The sequence below is a fragment of the Sporosarcina sp. E16_8 genome, from assembly GCF_017347095.1.
Classification (GTDB): domain Bacteria; phylum Bacillota; class Bacilli; order Bacillales_A; family Planococcaceae; genus Sporosarcina.
Genome location: NZ_JADPRZ010000027.1, coordinates 12,989 through 29,328, shown reverse-complemented (window position 1 = coordinate 29,328; position 16,340 = coordinate 12,989). Strand labels below are relative to the sequence as shown.

Genomic DNA, 16,340 nt, shown 5'->3' with positions numbered 1-16,340 from the left:
CGTGGTTAAAGTGGTGAATTCTTTAATCATTATCATACTACTAGTGGTCGTTTTTATCGTTTATCATTTCCTAACGAAAAACAACAAGAAACTTAAAAAGTTCCGGAAAGAATGGGAATCGGGGCACTTCCACGCGGCTAGTGAGAGTTTCCAAACAGTTTCATCTTACTGGGAAAACAAGAAAAACATTAAATTAGGGTATGATGGCGTAGATCAGTTGACGTGGGATGACTTAGCGATGAATGAAGTCTTCAAAAAGCTCAATTATACACAGTCCACTGTAGGGTCAGAATACTTATTCAATCAGCTTAGAGATATCAACCCATCCCTTGTACAGTTGCAAAATAATGAGGAACTTTATACCTTATTGGCAAGCAATCAGGAATTAAGGGAAGAGCTTCTTCTGATATTGTCAGGTCTAGGAAAAAGAAATTATACAAATTCATCATCATTTTTTCACGAAAACCAAGGCAATAAAATTAAACATGCATCTATTTATATTCTATTGGGTGTACTGCCAATCGTGTCAATCACCCTGATGTTTTCTAGTTTGAAATACGGGATTATGCTTATTTTAGGATCATTTCTACTCAATACAATCATTTACTATCGAAATAAATCGATGTTAGAAAATGAACTGTTTGCCGTCTCGTATGTAGCAGCCATCATTCATGCTGCAAAAAGCCTAGCGTCCGTCAAACATCCTGAATTCACAAGATATGCAAAGGAATTCAAACAACAGGTACAACCTATTAAAAAAGTATTGACGTTGACAAAAATTGTTGCATTTGGAAAAGAAGGCGGCGGAGAATTTGATTTTATTTTTGAGTACATTCGAATCTTATTCTTATTAGATTTCATTTCCTATAATAAAATCATCAAAACGGTATCCAATCATAAAGAGGAGTACCGTAAAGTTTGGGAGCGTATTGGTGAACTCGATGCTGCGATTGCCGTCGGGTTTTACCGTAAATCGCTTGATACATATTGTACGCCTATTTTTATTGGTAAAGAAGAAATTTCATTCGGAAATATGGCTCACCCACTTATTGATAAGCCAGTTACAAATACATCGACCCTTGGCAAATGTACGTTGATTACTGGCTCCAACGCATCTGGAAAGTCAACGTACATTAAAGCAATCGCTATTAATGCGATTTTGGCACAGACAATAAATACGGCATTGGCGGAAAAATGGATGATGAAACCGAGCTTTATCGTGACATCTATGGCGATACAGGACAATGTATTAGATGGAGATAGTTATTTTATCGCCGAAATTAAATCGCTCAAACGGATTATTCAGTTGATTGAAGAAGAAAAGCCATGCATCTCCTTTATAGATGAGATATTGAAAGGAACAAATACGATAGAACGGATCGCTGCATCTGCTGCAATGATGGAGTGGCTTTCTGTAAATAAAGGCATCAATGTGATTGCATCTCACGATATCGAACTGACCGAGATGGCAAAGCATCGGTATACAAATCATCACTTCAGAGAATCCATTGAAAACGGTGAAATCCAGTTTGATTATACGGTCCATCCAGGTCCTTCACTAACAAGGAATGCAATCAGGCTTCTCGAAATACTCGACTATCCGGCGAGTATAACAAATACAGCAAATGGGTTGGCACAACATTTTACGCGATTACGTGAGTGGGAAGAGATTGGAAAGCAATGAGCTGACAGAAATCATTGAAAGGGTTACTAGTATTGGATTAGCTAGATAAGTTGAAAAAATAAATCCAGTTGAATACACTAGCTCTTGTAGGCGCCTTCGCTCAGTTCATGGAGATAGGCGTTTGGTTTCTTTTATAAAAAGATAATTCGTTGAAGTTGGACAACTTGTGATAAACTATTTTAGAAGTCGAAATAATTTATCCAGGGGGAAATCATATGTCTAATGAAGTGAAAGTTATTTTTGCGAACGATCCAATTGTTTCGGGAAATGCTGCAATCAAACAATTTGTAGCCAATCAAAAGGCGGGGCATAGTTCTGTAATAATCGAAGAAACGCATTATATTGTAGTAAAAGAGTGCAAAGAAAAAGAGGCGACACTTGAAAAAGTTCGCGCAACAGCAGGGAATATTGCTCGTGATGTAAGCGCTCAAAAAGCCGGAACAGCAATTATTGAAGCAGAAATTCTTTCGCATGCTTACGCAAAGTTGGATAAAGAATCTGTCCTAACAGCATTTGCAGAAGGGTGGGAACTAGGGGCATACCAATTTGTTACATATAAATCGGAGGTTACAGCATTCCAGACTGCACTTCAGGTAGTGGGCGACGAAGCAAAGCCATCCATTGAAGCAGGTAAAATCCGTGCGGCAGCAACCGCATTCTCACGCGACTTGATGAATGAACTGTCAAACGTCCTAAATCCAGAAACGTTCCCAGAAGTACTGAAGAAAAACTTTGAAGGTACTGATGTTGAAGTAAATGTCTTTGACAAAGAACAACTGGAGGAAATGGAAATGAACGGCGTGCTGACAGTCGCTCGTGGTAGTATCTACAAGCCGTCATTCGTTGAACTCGTCTACAAAGGCGACGCGTCTAAACCGCTTGTGGCACTCGTCGGTAAAGGCGTGACATTCGATACAGGCGGCATCAGCTTGAAGAGCGGCAAAGACTTAAGTGATATGCGCATGGATATGGGTGGAGCAGCTGCCGTTTCAGGTGCACTCACATTGCTTGCGAAATCGAAAGCAAAAGTAAATGTCGTAGCACTTATTCCAATCGTGGAAAACATGCCAGATAACACATCTGTCTTACCAGGTGAAGTCATCACCTACAAGAATGGATTGACAGTTCAAGTCGGCAATACTGACGCAGAAGGGCGTCTCATTTTAGCAGACGCACTTATTCGTGCAGGCGAGTGGAAAGCTGAATACATCGTCGATATCGCTACGCTTACAGGTGCAATCGTCAATGCACTTGGCACTGAAATCGGTGGTGTTTTCGGAGATGAAGAACTTTCTACCCAAATGAAAAAAATTGGTGATCAAAACGGTGATTTTATCTGGCCGATGCCATTAGTCGAAGCGTATGATAAGTCCCTAGACAGTGACTATGCGGACATGAATAACATCAGTTCATTAGACGGGGCAGGATCCATTACAGCAGGCTTATTCCTTCGCCGTTTCGTACCGAAAGACAGTAAATGGTTGCATGTCGATATGGCAGGCATGATGAGTAAAAACAGCGCTTCAGGATATTACGCGAAATCTGCAACTGGTTACGGCGCACGTCTCTTGGCCGACTATACAACATTTGTTTCAAACTGAAAAAAGAAAGTGCTCAGTCATGGGCACTTTCTTTTTTGGTTATTAAATTTACTGAACAAAAATGCGTTTCGATGCGAAAAAGTATACAAACCAGTATGCAACTAGCAACTCCATGAAGATTAGTACAACGACTTTTAGATCGAAAATAGGACTAAACGAAGCCAAGTTGAAAGAAAGTAGTTGTACGATTAACAGGCTCATTAGTAGTTTTTGAAAAGACTGTTTACGTGTCTTAGTTGATACGGGATAAATACGGGAACTGTCATTTATCGAGTATTGTAAAGGGAGTAACTGATACCCGGATAAAAGTAATAGTGGAAAAGCAACAAACCAGCCATAAGCAGGAAAGAAATAACTAACGCCAATCCCGATTAAGGTTAATCTCACATACAAATAATAAAATTCATTATACCTGATAAATAAGTGTGAAAATAAGTACGTGTAGGAAGAAGAAAGTTTATAAGTTATTACTTTTTTTAACAACCAACCTAAAAGCTTCCGCCGTTTAACCGAATGCTTAAGGTGAGGGACATCAATATAGAAATTAATAAATTTATAGATCTTTAACAAGCACTTTTCTTCTTGGTTTATTAAAAAACTCCAATTAATCCCTTTGGCCTGCGTAGTAAATACATAGAACCATAGAAGGAAATTGACAAGCAACAAGATCACTGAAATTGCCCACTCACCTGTAAACATAAAATAAATAATTGTATAAAATGTTGAAAATCGAACGACTTTGTGGAAGAGCCTTTGAAGTTTAGTAGTTAGCCATTGTTCAATCCAAGTCAGGCGAATGTTTAAGATGATTAAGCCTGAAAAAGTAATAATGGATACGGCATTGAAAATTTCCCCTTGTTTTAGTAAAGGGCTAATAATTAGTAGCATGATTATCAATTGAATTGCATCTATAAAGGCACTATAAAACATTGATTTCTTAAAATAGGAGGATAACGCTGTCTCCGCTGGCATTAAAAAGATAACATCAGCTTTTTTGACAAATGTACGAACGTTAGCCTTTAAAAAAGTGAATGTAATTACGAATGATGCTATCGTTTCGGTTGGAAAATGGGGAGGTAACCATTGAAGAAATTTCATGTAGTAATATAGAGAAATACTGCCAAAGATGATAAGGGAATAAAATACACCCATTGCAATAAGAGAAAGGTATTTCACGATTTCAATGTAAAGCTCTTTCAATCTTTCATCCCATATGGACTTAACTTCCATCACCGTCTTTCAACACTTACTATTTAATAGTTGAAGAAATTTATAGTTTGAGCATAGGCGGACAACATAAATCACCGAAACATCATTGGGAATGTAATGGTGTTTATTACCTAAATATAATTAGTTAACAGTGTTACAATTTAGATATGTACATGCCTCGAATTATATACCATATATAGGGGGGATTGGAATCCTCTCATACTGCATTAAACTGATTAGTGATATTTTAGTGTCTATTTCTAATAATTTTAGTGATTCAACTGTCACCTTTATAACCGATATAATCATAGATACCAAATACAACTTAAAGAAGAGGTAATACATATGATCAAAACGTTACGATTCTGGATAACGCTTCTCGTATCATTCGCGATGATTGGCATACTCAGTATCACGTTGCTTTCTGGCTATTATGTAACAAAAGAAAACTTGATAAATAATTCTCTAGAAATCAACAGAGTGTATTCAATGAAATTGGCACGTTTGACGGAGGAAGTATTTAATGGAATGCAGAGTAATTTGCAAGTTAAAGCTTCCGAAATTAGTGCAGAAATTGATGACGTTGAAAAATTATCTAGCACACTTGCAAATCTATTAACTAGCAGTAAAAACTTTAATTCCCTATCGGTTATAAGTAAAGAGGGAGTGGTACTTGCTACCTCGCCGGAATTGGGCATAGTAGGAAAAAAGCTGGATACCGCGGGTCCGAAAGAAGCACTCCTTAAAAGAAAAAGTCTTATCTCCATGCCTTATAAAGCTGCAACTGGAAGACTGCTCATTCTAGTCTCCACTCCTTTGTGGAATGAAAAAAACCAATACCTGGGTTTCTTAAGCGGAACGATTTATTTGCAGGAAGATAATATTATTAATACTATCCTCGACGAACACTTTGCAACGGACGGTTCTCATGTGTGGGTAGTCGATAATAAGGGGATGTTGATTTTCCATCCGGATCCAAAACGTATCGGGGAAATGATCAAGGAAAATAAAGTCGCACAAAAAATTCTAGGACATGAAAGTGGCGCACAAAAAGTTACGAACTTAGAAGGGAAGGAATATCTTGCCGGCTACACATACATTAAGTCGAGTAGATGGGGAGTTGTCTCCCAAACACCTTATGAAACAAGCGTCAAACCTTTAAAGGGGATGATATACAAAATGCTATTGTACGCACTTCCTTTTGTCCTGTTTTTTTTCCTGTTAACTATTATTTTGACTGAGAGATTATCATCTCCACTTCGGAAATTAGCAATGTTTTCGGCAAAACTAAAGGATAACGAGGAGCAAAACCAATATGCTAACATTCCAACATGGTATTTTGAGGCTAAGCAATTAAATGAAACAATTCATGAATATGCGAAAAGTCAGCAGCAGAGGGTTGAGAATTATAAAGAACGCTCCTACACAGACCCTCTTACCGGATTAAAGAATCGTAGATATGGCGACAAAGTTACTACAAGGTGGACTACAGACAAAAAACAGTTTTCGGTTATTATGATTGATATCGACCATTTCAAAGTTGTCAATGACAATTACGGGCATCATATTGGGGATGAAGTACTTAAGTTTCTCGCGAAAAAAATGAGCCACATCTTACGGGGCGACGATGTGTGTATCAGATTGGGCGGGGAGGAATTTATTCTTTTATTAGCTGAAACGGATGTTCAGGAGGCGATGGTTATCGCTGAGAGGCTTCGAACGACTGTTTCATCATCGTTATGCCCTACAAATGATTATATAACGATTTCTTTAGGTGTTGGTGGTTATCTTGAAAATTTGGAAACAATAGAAGAATTATACTACAGAGTAGATAAGGCATTGTATCAAGCAAAAACAGAAGGAAGAAATAGAGTTGTATTATCTGAAGTTTAATTAGAAGGAAAGACCTCGTTACTATGAACGAGGTCTTTCCTTCTATTCACAAACAAGTACTTGTCTGATAAAATGCCCTTTTTTCGCAACACAGCGGTCCGTAATGACGAATCCCGCCTCTTCAACCATGTGATCGATTGTCTCGATTGTCACAACGATAACTTTCTTTGTAAAGCGGCGTGCTTCCTTCAATATTTCGAGCTGCGCTTCAGGTGTAATATGTGTAAATAGATTATAGGGCATATCGATAATTGCGACGTCATAGTCGTCAACGACTTCTGCAATTGGTCCGATATCTACAGTGCCTTCTAGCCCAAAGTGAGCAATGTTCTTTCTTGAACCTAAAACGACACGCGGGTTAATATCCCGTCCGACGATATTAATACCCATCGACAATGCTTCAACTAGCACCGTACCAATGCCACAACAAGGATCGATTGCTCGTACACCTTTTGGATGTGGAATCGCAATATTAGCTACTGCTCTTGCGACACGTGTACTTAATGCGGTAGAGTACATATGCGGTTTTTTCTGATGAAGGAACCAGACGGATTCACTTTCAACATGCTTCCCGAAATACCACTTACCATCCAATAAAACAATGCCAAACGTATTGTCGGGTGGGTTTACTAAATCAGGAGTACCATTGATACGTAAGCCGATTTCTCGCTCGATTTTGCGACGCTCCGGATGTCCAATTTTTTTCGTAGAATCGAGATCCGTTGTATTTAAACTGACGACCCTAAATGTAGAGTCACCTAAATCGTATTGTTCAACCTGTTGTGAAATTACCTCAAGGCTGTCGCCTTCATACATAATGTCCAGTCGTTCTTTCATAAATGCGCTGCGACTTGGATCAATTTTAATCGAACTTCTCAATACTGTAGAAGTGACATCAAAGCCGAAAAAGGATCTCATCTCTAACATGCACAAATCATGCTCATCTGTGTGTTGTGTATATGTGTAAATAAAACCCAAATCACTCAATTAATTCCCATCCTTCACTGCGCTTCATCAACGGTCTCAACCATTTTGAATATAAAGTCGTACATCAGTTGATAAACCTCAACAAAAGATAAGTTTTCATTAAAACCATCTATATAGTCAAGTGCAAAATTGATATCCCATAAACCGTCTTCAATGGAAAACATCACACTATACTTGGCACCATCTCCCTGTAAATGTGTGTCAAGGTATGCTTTCATGTCATTCCCGAATTTCTTTTGTAATTTCAGTCCAAATAAGGCGGTGTACGTTTCAAAGACATCATCAAGTTCAAGAACGACGGCGTCGACTCTAATAACTTCAAAAGCATTTGATTCTACGTAAACAAATTCATTCATATGATTTTTCAAGTATGAAATGCTGTCTTTTAAAAAGTTCTGATCTTCTTCACGAATAAGATTTTCCGTCTCTTTTACGCACCGTTCGATTGCGATGAATTGAAACGCTTTTTCTACAACGGTTACATCCCCAGCAATCAATTGATGTTTGGCGGCGTACTCTTTATCCACATGAAAGAACTCGATTTTATTATCCAACGTATTTTCAGCAATATACTTTTCCATCTGTTTTTTTAACATTTCAGATCAGCTCCTTGACTAGAGAGGTATTAAACGGCATTCCTCTTATCTCCTAGTATAGCCTACATTGTTCCATTAGGCTTTTATTTTGTAACATCTATTTTCTTGCATTATTCCATTGATGCGGTGACAAATAAAGGGGAGGGGGTATCCTGATCGGGACCACCGATTGTTGACAAGATGTCTCTACAACTATAGAATTTTTATAGTCTAGATAGCGCTAGGCGTTAATTCGATAAAACATGACATAGAATTTAATGATAGGTGGATTTATTTATGAAAAGAAGCGACCGAAGAATCAAAAAACGTAAAGGACTAAGGAATTTCTTTATCGTGACTACATTGATTCTGTTAGCGGGAATCGTATATGGGGTAGCTCAATACTATAGCGGATTATCTTTGGGAAAAGAAGGAATGGTTAAAGAAGACGATGCATCGTATGGTGAATTTGAAGGTGCAGATCCACAATTTGGTGAAATTAATGTTCTATTATTAGGTAGTGATTCGCGGGGAGATGAAGATGCACGAGCTGATACGTTAATGATTGCTCATTACAATCAAGCGACCCATCAGATGAAACTTGTATCTATTATGAGAGATACGTATGTGGATGTCCCAGGTCACGGATACCACAAAATGAATGCTGCCTTTTCTATTGGGGGTCCGGAACTTGTAAGGCAAACGATAAAGGAAAACTTCGATATTGATATTCATTCCTATGCAATTGTTGACTTTACTGGATTTTCGAAAATCGTAGACGTTGTTGCTCCTAATGGGATAGAAGTTGATATTCCTTATGCCATGTCTCATGGAATTGGGATGACATTACAGCCCGGAAATCAAGTTTTGAATGGTGAACAGTTACTTGGCTATGTGCGTTTCCGCCACGATAAACATAATGATTATGGGCGGGTGGAACGGCAGCAGGAAGCGTTGTCGAAATTAAAGGATGAAGCTGTGAGCGTCCACAGTTTACTAAACTTGCCTAAGTTACTAGGTGTTGTGGAACCGTACGTTAATACAAATGTTGATAATCGAACAATCCTTACAATCGGTAAAGGTTTGCTTCTTGGTAAGACTGATAAAATAGAGACGCTACGTATTCCTGTTGAACACTCTTTTGAAGAGAAGCGTGTAGCGGCAGGGGAAGTTCTTAGTATCGATTTCGAGCAAAACAAACAGGCATTACAACAGTTTTTATCGACTGAGGACGAAGTGGAAGACGCTGAATTGGGCGATGAGTCACCTTCAATGAAAAACTAAGTAACGACAAAAAATTGCGTACATGTCACTGACATGTACGCAATTTTTTTGTCTAGGAATTATTAAATCTCATACTGTAGAGAAGTTGTAACCTAGGGATTTTACGTCTAGACTTCAGCAACTAGCCCCTGGGCCTACACGACGTGGGTCAGGCAGTTGGGGAGGGATTGGACTTCATTCCCTCCTTATTGCTTAGGATTTCGCGATCCTCAGCTGCCTTCCTCTGCCGCTTCTGTCCTGTAAGTAAAAGCAAAAAGAGCGCTTGCGCTTTTGTTATTCATTTTCTTCATACCAAGGATTCAAGTGAATCAAAACTTCATCCACATCTTCATTACAATCCATGATTGTATCCCTGATTTTATGCGAAATATCATGCCCTTCCTGAATTGTCATTTCACCTGGCACTCCGACACGTAGATCGACAAGAATATAGTGTCCATGTTCCCGGGCGCGTAACCGGTCAATCCGTTTCACTTCAGGGATTGTCATGATTAAGGCCGCGAATTCATCCAGTCTATGCTGGCTTATATTTTTCTCCATAAGGACGTCCATTGCTTCTTTACCAATTACATACGCTAGTTTGAGGACTAAAAACGACACAATGATACCGGCAACGGGGTCACCGTAAGCCAGGAAGTGAATGTTGTACAGATCGCCAATGAGTGCAAGCCCGATCCCCACAACAGCTGCTAGTGAAGCGTAGACGTCTGCCAAGTGGTCATAGGCGGTCGCAATTAACCCTTTACTATTGGTCAATTTACCAATCCGGATTGTATAGACGTACAAGGCATGTTTCCAAATAAGCGAAATGAAAGCAGTCAGTAAAGCTATTATACTAGCTTTTGAAGGTTCCTCAAAAAGTGCAGAAATCGCTTCATACGCAATATAAATTGCGGCTAGCCCTAAAATCAGTGCGACAATGGCAGAACTAATGACTTCCGCTTTTCCATGACCATAAGGATGGTCATCATCCGCGGGACGTTTGGATATCCGCATCGAGGTCAAGGCGGCACCACTGGCAATCACGTCGCCTGCATTATGGAAACCGTCGGCTAGAAGGACCGGACTTTGAAAGAGGAAACCCACAACGAGTTTAATACCCGTTAGTAGGATATTGCTTATTAAACTAATCCAAACCGCAATTATTGAAGCACTTGAATGACTATGCTTATTCATCAATGATGACCTCCTATTGATATGTTTCCCGAGGGAAACAAAAAACCTTGACAGGCTCCTGTCAAGGTTTTAGGGTATTCGTATAATCGTTTAGGTTGAATGCATTCATAGCTATCACTCGCTAAATTAAGACGTTTTCCAATTGTAACACTGTCAGATTCAGACAGCAAGGAAAAGGTTGAGGACTGCTAATCGGCCTAATCATTGATCAAATATGTAATTTCCAATAAAAACATCGAAAATAGCAGGGTTCTATGCCAAGCTGGCTAAGTATAGAAGTTCCTTACTTGTATAAACCATTGCGATTTAGGAAATATTGAGTAAGAATAGTAAACGAAAAAGAAGGTGATAGAGATGGATTTTTCGGATAGTGGTATGTCTAGTAATAATAAAGTAACATACACTCAGATGACAAAGTTCTCATTACAATTGCCGCAATTAAGATAGAATTAGCCGGAATAAGTGATGCCGTATTTAAAGATAACCAGACATCCGATGAGCTTGTGACAATTATTTATTTTAGCTCTCTTATCGAAAAACTCACTTTGCGTAGAACTGTTATCACTCCCTTGTTAGATCAAAAGGAAGACTTGCTAAAATCGGCTGATATACCAGAGAAAAGTCAGCCTATCTGGTATTTTATCCTCAATCACTGAAGGAAATACGATAGTCTATTTTCATGAAAAAATCTTTTCATAACAGTTCATACATATAGCCCTCCTATGAGTTCAATTATTGGAACAGATACCGAATCCAGTGCCATTGGTCCGCGAGATTCCTTCACTGAGTCATTACAAACAAACATATCGCAAATAAAAAGAAGACTTCAAAATACTGGGCTGAAAAGTGAGAACCACACTATAGGAACTGAGACAAATACTGAAATTTCTGTAGTTTATATGGAGGATATTGTGAATAAGGAAAATTTGATTAAAGTATTAAAAAAAATAGCTGAAATTAATCATCCGGGCTTTAATGATATCTCAGTATTAAAACAACTAATGGATGACCATCCACTTTCGCCATTCCCACAATACCTTTCAACGGTTAGACCTGATGCTGCAGTAACTTACTTGCTAGATGGGCGAGTCGCTATTTTAATGAATAATAGTCAAGCAGTATTGATTTGTCCAATTTCATTTTTTGAACTATTCATCTCTCCTGAAGACTTATATAATCGGTGGACGACAGCTTTACTTCTTCGTTCTCTACGTTTTTCCGGTTTTTTCTTGACGATAGTATTGACACCTACGTATATTTCAGTGCTAACCCATCATCCAGAAATGTTGCCTTTTAATGTTCTACTAAATTTACAAGAGTCCAGGGGCAGGGTACCTTTTTCACCTGTCCATGAAGTGTTATTTATGGAACTTGTTATTGAGATATTAAGAGAAGCCGGCATACGAATGCCGACGGAAATTGGACAAACGATAGGGATTGTTGGCGGGATTGTCGTTGGAACAGCTGCAGTTGAAGCAAGTCTCGTGAGTAATGTACTTATCGTTTTTGTCGCGATTTCAGCGCTGTTATCCTTTTTATCAAAAAGTTTTGTAATGAGTAACGCGAGTTGTTCGATTCGCTATATTTTTATAGTGGCAGCAGGAATGTAACGATGGGATGCGCTTTTTTGAACCGTGTAAATGGAACGAAGATTACAATTGTCATCTACCAATTAATAGTCCTTGCTAATCGATTAATTATACAATATAATTTATATTTATACATAAAGGTGAATGGAAGTGGGGATTTTATTGGAACACATGGGTATTGTATCATTGCTACCGCCAATACTTGCGGTCATATTGGCTGTAGTAACGAAAAACGTCATCATTTCGCTATTTTCTGGTACATACTTTGGTGTTTTGCTTCTGGTCGGCGGTCGTCCGCTTGAAGCGACAATGGAGACAATCGGAAATTATTTGTTTCCGCAAGTGGCAGATAGCTATAATGCTGCTGTATTGGTTTTACTGTTTTTCATAGGTGGATTTGTTGCGCTTATGGAGAAGTCGGGTGGTGGTGCAGCTCTTGCGGAAAAAGCAACGAAGTTCATTAACACACGTGTGAAAGCGCAACTGGCTGCTTGGTTTGGCGGAGTACTCATCTTTTTCTCTGATATTGGAACACCTCTTATCGTGGGTCCAGTGTTTGATAATATTTTTGATAAAGCGAAAATTTCCAGAGAAAAACTCGCTTGGATAATTGACTCAACATCATCACCAGTGGCGGTTTTAATCCCGTTCATCGGATGGGGTGTATACATAATGGGGCTCATTAAAAATGAATTTGATTTATTGGGCATCAAGACATCCGAGTTCAGCACGTTAGTACAGGTCATTCCATTTCAGTTTTATGCCATTTTAGCTGTTACGATGGTGCCACTTATGGCCATAACAAAACTGGATTTCGGTCCTATGGCAAAGGCGGAAAGAAGGATACAGCAGACAGGGGCTCTTTATTGGCCAACGTCAACACCTCTACGGAAAGCGGAGGAAGGCGAAGACATGACCAAGGGGAGTCATGCAAATTTAATACTGCTTCCTTTAGCGGTGTTGTTTATTACGTTATTCGGACTTTTGGTTTCGTTCGGATTCCCAATCAAGCCGGTACCTGGCAATGATTTTAGGGTTGCTTTATCGACAGCCTATCTGTTTGCAGCAATTACGATTGTCATTTTAATGCTAGTCTACAAAGTTAAAAAGTTTAATGAGATTTTCACAATTTACACATCGGGTATGCAAAAAATGGTGTATGTTGCGGTCACTCTTGTCTTAGCGTGGTCATTAGGTAAAGTAATCAATGAAATGGGAACTGCAAACTATATTGTTGAAGTGATGCAAGGAAATGTACCTGCTTTCATCATCCCAGCCATTCTATTCCTCGTCGGCGCTGGAATGGCACTCGCGTCAGGGACATCTTGGGGGACGTTCGCCATCATGCTTCCTATTGCTATACCGATGGCTGTCGCACTCGATGCGCATCTGTTAGTCTGTATAGGAGCAGTCCTGTCAGGAGGAATATTCGGAGATCATTGTTCACCGATTTCAGATACAACGATTTTATCATCGACAGGGGCGGGAGCCGATCATATAGATCACGTGAAAACACAATTTCCATATGCCCTTCTTAACGGAGCGATTGCGTTAGTCGGATTTATCGTTGCAGGTATTACAGGCAGTGCACTGACGTTGATTTTGACAGTTGTTCTTCTTTTCTTGGCAGTGATCATATTATCGAAACTGAATGCTAGAAACTACAAAAAAGGAGTGGACGTATAAATGAAACTTTGGGGCGGACGTTTTACAAGTCGTGCAGATGAAATAATGGAGCAATTTAATACATCATTACCTGTGGATCATAGATTGTATAAAGAGGATATTGCAGGAAGCTTAGCGCATGTTACGATGCTGGTACACTGTGATTTATTGACACCAGAAGAAGGCGAACTGCTTGTAGGCGGGCTCGAAACCATTTTGAATGATATTGAGACGGGTGCGATAAAAATTGAAGGCAATTACGAGGATATCCACTCTTTCGTAGAAATGCATTTGACTGAGCGCATTGGAGATACAGGAAAGAAACTACATACAGCACGCAGCAGAAATGATCAAGTCGCTGTAGACATGCGCTTGTATGCAAAAGGCAAGGCGGCGCAAGTGATGGACAGCCTTCAAATGCTTATCGATTCACTGAATACTAAAGGGGCGGCCAACAACGTAATCATGCCTGGTTATACACATTTGCAACGTGCGCAAGTCGTAACGTTCAGTCATCATTTAGGGGCTTATGCTCAAATGTTCAAAAGGGATAAAAAGCGTGTAGGCAATGCAATTGAAATTTTGGATGAAAACCCATTAGGCTGCGGAGCGCTTGCAGGTACAACGCATAACATCGACCGTGACGTAACGACTGCGTTATTAGGTTTTGCAAAACCTGTGGATAATTTCCTAGATGGCGTTAGTGATCGCGATTATTTACTTGAATTGATGTCGGATTTCTCAATTGTTATGATGCATTTGAGCCGATTGAGTGAAGAACTTATTTTATGGAGCAGCCAAGAATTCAAATTCATTGATATGGCAGATGCTTATTCAACGGGAAGTAGCATTATGCCGCAAAAGAAAAATCCTGATGCTGCGGAATTAATTCGTGGGAAAACGGGACGCGTCTACGGCTCACTCTTTTCGTTGTTGACGACGTTGAAAGGTCTGCCTCTTACTTATAATAAAGACATGCAGGAAGATAAAGAACAATTTTTCGATGCACTTGATACCGTGATGGACTGTCTCGAAATCATGTCAAAAATGATTGATACGCTGCATGTCAATGCGGATAATATGAAAGCAGCGATCAAAGCAGGCTTCCTCAACGCAACAGAAGTTGCCGATTATTTAGTAGGAAAAGGGACAGCATTTCGTGATGCGCACGAAATCGTTGGCAAACTGATCATATACTGTGAACAGCAAAAGAAAGCAATTGAAGATTTGACGGTTGAAGAGTTGGCTAAGTTTAGCGAGCAAATTACGGATGATATATATGATTATATTGATTATGAAAATATCATTACAAAAGGGAATAAGCACTTGATGAAACAAGTGGGGAAATAAAGGGAGGGGCTGTCTGATTGAGGACAGTCCTTTTTTTACTGTTTAGTGGTGTTATATGATCGGTAGTCGTGATATATGATTGGTTATCGTGTTATATGATCGGTTGTCGTGTTATATGATTGGTTGTCGTGTTATATGCTCGTTAGCCGGTATAAATGCTAACGATCTCCACCTCCTAACAAAAAAACAGCTTGAAAGGACAAATTTATCCTTTCAAGCTGTTTTTGTTCATAAGATTAGAAAGTAAAGGTTTTCTGATACGGAACAGTGTCTAGGCTCCAAGCGCCAGCCCCTCGAGTCGCTTCAGTCTTGCCGAAAAGGCAAAGACTTCCTTTATCTTCAAGCCTTCCAGCGCTTGTCGGGGCTAAAAGGCGCATTACACTTTTCTCAACCCATTATATTATAGCCAGCATCTACATAAATAATTTCACCAGTTACGCCGCGTGATAGATTGCTCAACGTAACAAGTGTCATGTCCGCTACTTCTTCTTGTGTTACGTTGCGTCTTAATGGAGCATTTTCTTCAATTTGAGCCAAAATCGTATTGAAGGAAGCTATGCCTTTTGCAGACAGTGTACGAATCGCACCAGCTGAGATCGCGTTGACACGGATATTTTCTTTCCCCAAATCAAACGCCAAGTATTTCACAGATGCTTCAAGCGCCGCTTTTGCAACACCCATCACGTTATAGCCATCAAGCACACGTTGCGCGCCTAAATAACTCATTGTTACGATCGAACCGCCGTCTGTCATGAATGGACGGGCTTCTCTAGCAGTTGCAATAAGCGAATAAGAACTTGTATCCTGCGCAAATGCGTAGCCACTTCTCGTAGTCTCAACGAAGTCGTTTTTCAGATCTTCTGCATGCGCAAAAGCAAGTGAATGGACAACTCCGTGAATTGTACCCACTGCAGCGCCAATTGCCCCGAATGCATTATGGATACTTTCATCTTCATTTACATCACATTGCACAATCAATTTTGCTTCAAAACCGGCCGTGCTTAACAACTTCTCAAGTTTAGCGAGTGAACGTTCTTTCCTGTATGTGAAAATAACATTTGCACCGACTGCAAAAAGTGTTTTTGCGACGCCCCAAGCAATACTTCGTTCATTTGCAACGCCCATTACAACAATGTTTTTACCTTTAATTTTAAGTAAATCCTCCATAGTAACCTCCTGAGTAGGTAATGAAATTGTATATACCTATTATTAGTACCAGATGCTAAAGGAATTATAGCACATTTGTTCAGAAGTTGTGAATAGCCATTACATATAAATGAAAACGTATTCAAAAACACATAGTTTGAAAATAAGTAAAAATACAGTT

The 16,340-nt window shown here is 39.4% G+C and carries 12 protein-coding genes; 7 read left to right on the top strand and 5 right to left on the bottom strand.

Going from position 1 to position 16,340, the window contains the following annotated elements:
- Window positions 1–10 precede the first annotated feature (10 nt).
- Window positions 11–1,684 (top strand): MutS-related protein, encoded by a 1,674-nt coding sequence (locus I2484_RS21860; RefSeq protein WP_207151724.1) that lies wholly within the window; start codon window positions 11–13, stop codon window positions 1,682–1,684.
- A gap of 215 nt (window positions 1,685–1,899) precedes the next feature.
- Window positions 1,900–3,285: a leucyl aminopeptidase family protein gene (locus tag I2484_RS14325; RefSeq protein WP_207151723.1), complete on the top strand. Its 1,386-nt coding sequence runs from the start codon at window positions 1,900–1,902 to the stop codon at window positions 3,283–3,285.
- Between the two features lie 48 nt (window positions 3,286–3,333).
- Here the strand turns inward: I2484_RS14325 and I2484_RS14320 are convergent, their stop codons facing one another.
- Window positions 3,334–4,515 carry an ABC transporter permease gene (locus tag I2484_RS14320; protein WP_255551441.1) on the bottom strand — a complete coding sequence of 394 codons (1,182 nt, stop codon included), beginning with the start codon at window positions 4,513–4,515 and terminating at the stop codon, window positions 3,334–3,336.
- 324 nt (window positions 4,516–4,839) lie between these two features.
- Between I2484_RS14320 and I2484_RS14315 the strand changes: the two genes are divergently transcribed.
- Window positions 4,840–6,387 carry a sensor domain-containing diguanylate cyclase gene (locus tag I2484_RS14315; RefSeq protein ID WP_207151721.1) on the top strand — a complete coding sequence of 516 codons (1,548 nt, stop codon included), beginning with the start codon at window positions 4,840–4,842 and terminating at the stop codon, window positions 6,385–6,387.
- 42 nt (window positions 6,388–6,429) lie between these two features.
- Here the strand turns inward: I2484_RS14315 and I2484_RS14310 are convergent, their stop codons facing one another.
- Together I2484_RS14310 and I2484_RS14305 are read right to left on the bottom strand one after the other, a co-directional pair.
- A complete protein-coding gene (locus tag I2484_RS14310) occupies window positions 6,430–7,374 on the bottom strand; it encodes a TRM11 family SAM-dependent methyltransferase (RefSeq protein WP_255551434.1) in 945 nt (314 codons plus the stop codon).
- A 14-nt stretch (window positions 7,375–7,388) separates the two neighbouring features.
- Window positions 7,389–7,970: a branched-chain amino acid aminotransferase gene (locus I2484_RS14305; protein WP_207151720.1), complete on the bottom strand. Its 582-nt coding sequence runs from the start codon at window positions 7,968–7,970 to the stop codon at window positions 7,389–7,391.
- A gap of 276 nt (window positions 7,971–8,246) precedes the next feature.
- On the opposite strand from I2484_RS14305, the gene I2484_RS14300 reads away from it, so the two are divergent.
- Window positions 8,247–9,233 (top strand): LCP family protein, encoded by a 987-nt coding sequence (locus I2484_RS14300; protein ID WP_207151719.1) that lies wholly within the window; start codon window positions 8,247–8,249, stop codon window positions 9,231–9,233.
- A 273-nt stretch (window positions 9,234–9,506) separates the two neighbouring features.
- On the opposite strand, the gene I2484_RS14295 is transcribed toward I2484_RS14300, so the two are convergent.
- Window positions 9,507–10,409 (bottom strand): cation diffusion facilitator family transporter, encoded by a 903-nt coding sequence (locus I2484_RS14295; RefSeq protein ID WP_207151718.1) that lies wholly within the window; start codon window positions 10,407–10,409, stop codon window positions 9,507–9,509.
- Window positions 10,410–11,104: 695 nt separating this feature from the next.
- Here I2484_RS14295 and I2484_RS14290 point away from each other — a divergent pair.
- From I2484_RS14290 to argH, 3 genes are all read left to right on the top strand, one after another.
- The gene (locus tag I2484_RS14290) at window positions 11,105–12,019 is read left to right on the top strand and encodes a spore germination protein (RefSeq protein ID WP_346014195.1); all 915 of its coding nucleotides are present in this window, start codon (window positions 11,105–11,107) and stop codon (window positions 12,017–12,019) included.
- A 150-nt stretch (window positions 12,020–12,169) separates the two neighbouring features.
- Window positions 12,170–13,684 carry a Na+/H+ antiporter NhaC family protein gene (locus tag I2484_RS14285; RefSeq protein WP_207151739.1) on the top strand — a complete coding sequence of 505 codons (1,515 nt, stop codon included), beginning with the start codon at window positions 12,170–12,172 and terminating at the stop codon, window positions 13,682–13,684.
- Window positions 13,685–15,013 carry an argininosuccinate lyase gene (gene argH, locus I2484_RS14280; protein WP_207151716.1) on the top strand — a complete coding sequence of 443 codons (1,329 nt, stop codon included), beginning with the start codon at window positions 13,685–13,687 and terminating at the stop codon, window positions 15,011–15,013.
- A gap of 387 nt (window positions 15,014–15,400) precedes the next feature.
- Here the strand turns inward: argH and I2484_RS14275 are convergent, their stop codons facing one another.
- Window positions 15,401–16,180 carry an enoyl-ACP reductase FabI gene (locus I2484_RS14275; RefSeq protein ID WP_207151715.1) on the bottom strand — a complete coding sequence of 260 codons (780 nt, stop codon included), beginning with the start codon at window positions 16,178–16,180 and terminating at the stop codon, window positions 15,401–15,403.
- Window positions 16,181–16,340: the final 160 nt, after the last annotated feature.

What these genes read in the sequence shown, in the direction of transcription:
- I2484_RS14325 (WP_207151723.1), top strand. Translation starts at nt 1,900, where the DNA reads ATGTCTAATGAAGTGAAAGTTATTTTTGCGAACGATCCAATTGTTTCG.
- I2484_RS14315 (WP_207151721.1), top strand. Translation starts at nt 4,840, where the DNA reads ATGATCAAAACGTTACGATTCTGGATAACGCTTCTCGTATCATTCGCG.
- I2484_RS14285 (WP_207151739.1), top strand. Translation starts at nt 12,170, where the DNA reads ATGGGTATTGTATCATTGCTACCGCCAATACTTGCGGTCATATTGGCT.
- I2484_RS14305 (WP_207151720.1), bottom strand. Translation starts at nt 7,970, where the DNA reads ATGTTAAAAAAACAGATGGAAAAGTATATTGCTGAAAATACGTTGGAT.
- I2484_RS14320 (WP_255551441.1), bottom strand. Translation starts at nt 4,515, where the DNA reads ATGGAAGTTAAGTCCATATGGGATGAAAGATTGAAAGAGCTTTACATT.
- argH (WP_207151716.1), top strand. Translation starts at nt 13,685, where the DNA reads ATGAAACTTTGGGGCGGACGTTTTACAAGTCGTGCAGATGAAATAATG.
- I2484_RS14295 (WP_207151718.1), bottom strand. Translation starts at nt 10,409, where the DNA reads ATGAATAAGCATAGTCATTCAAGTGCTTCAATAATTGCGGTTTGGATT.
- I2484_RS14300 (WP_207151719.1), top strand. Translation starts at nt 8,247, where the DNA reads ATGAAAAGAAGCGACCGAAGAATCAAAAAACGTAAAGGACTAAGGAAT.
- I2484_RS14275 (WP_207151715.1), bottom strand. Translation starts at nt 16,180, where the DNA reads ATGGAGGATTTACTTAAAATTAAAGGTAAAAACATTGTTGTAATGGGC.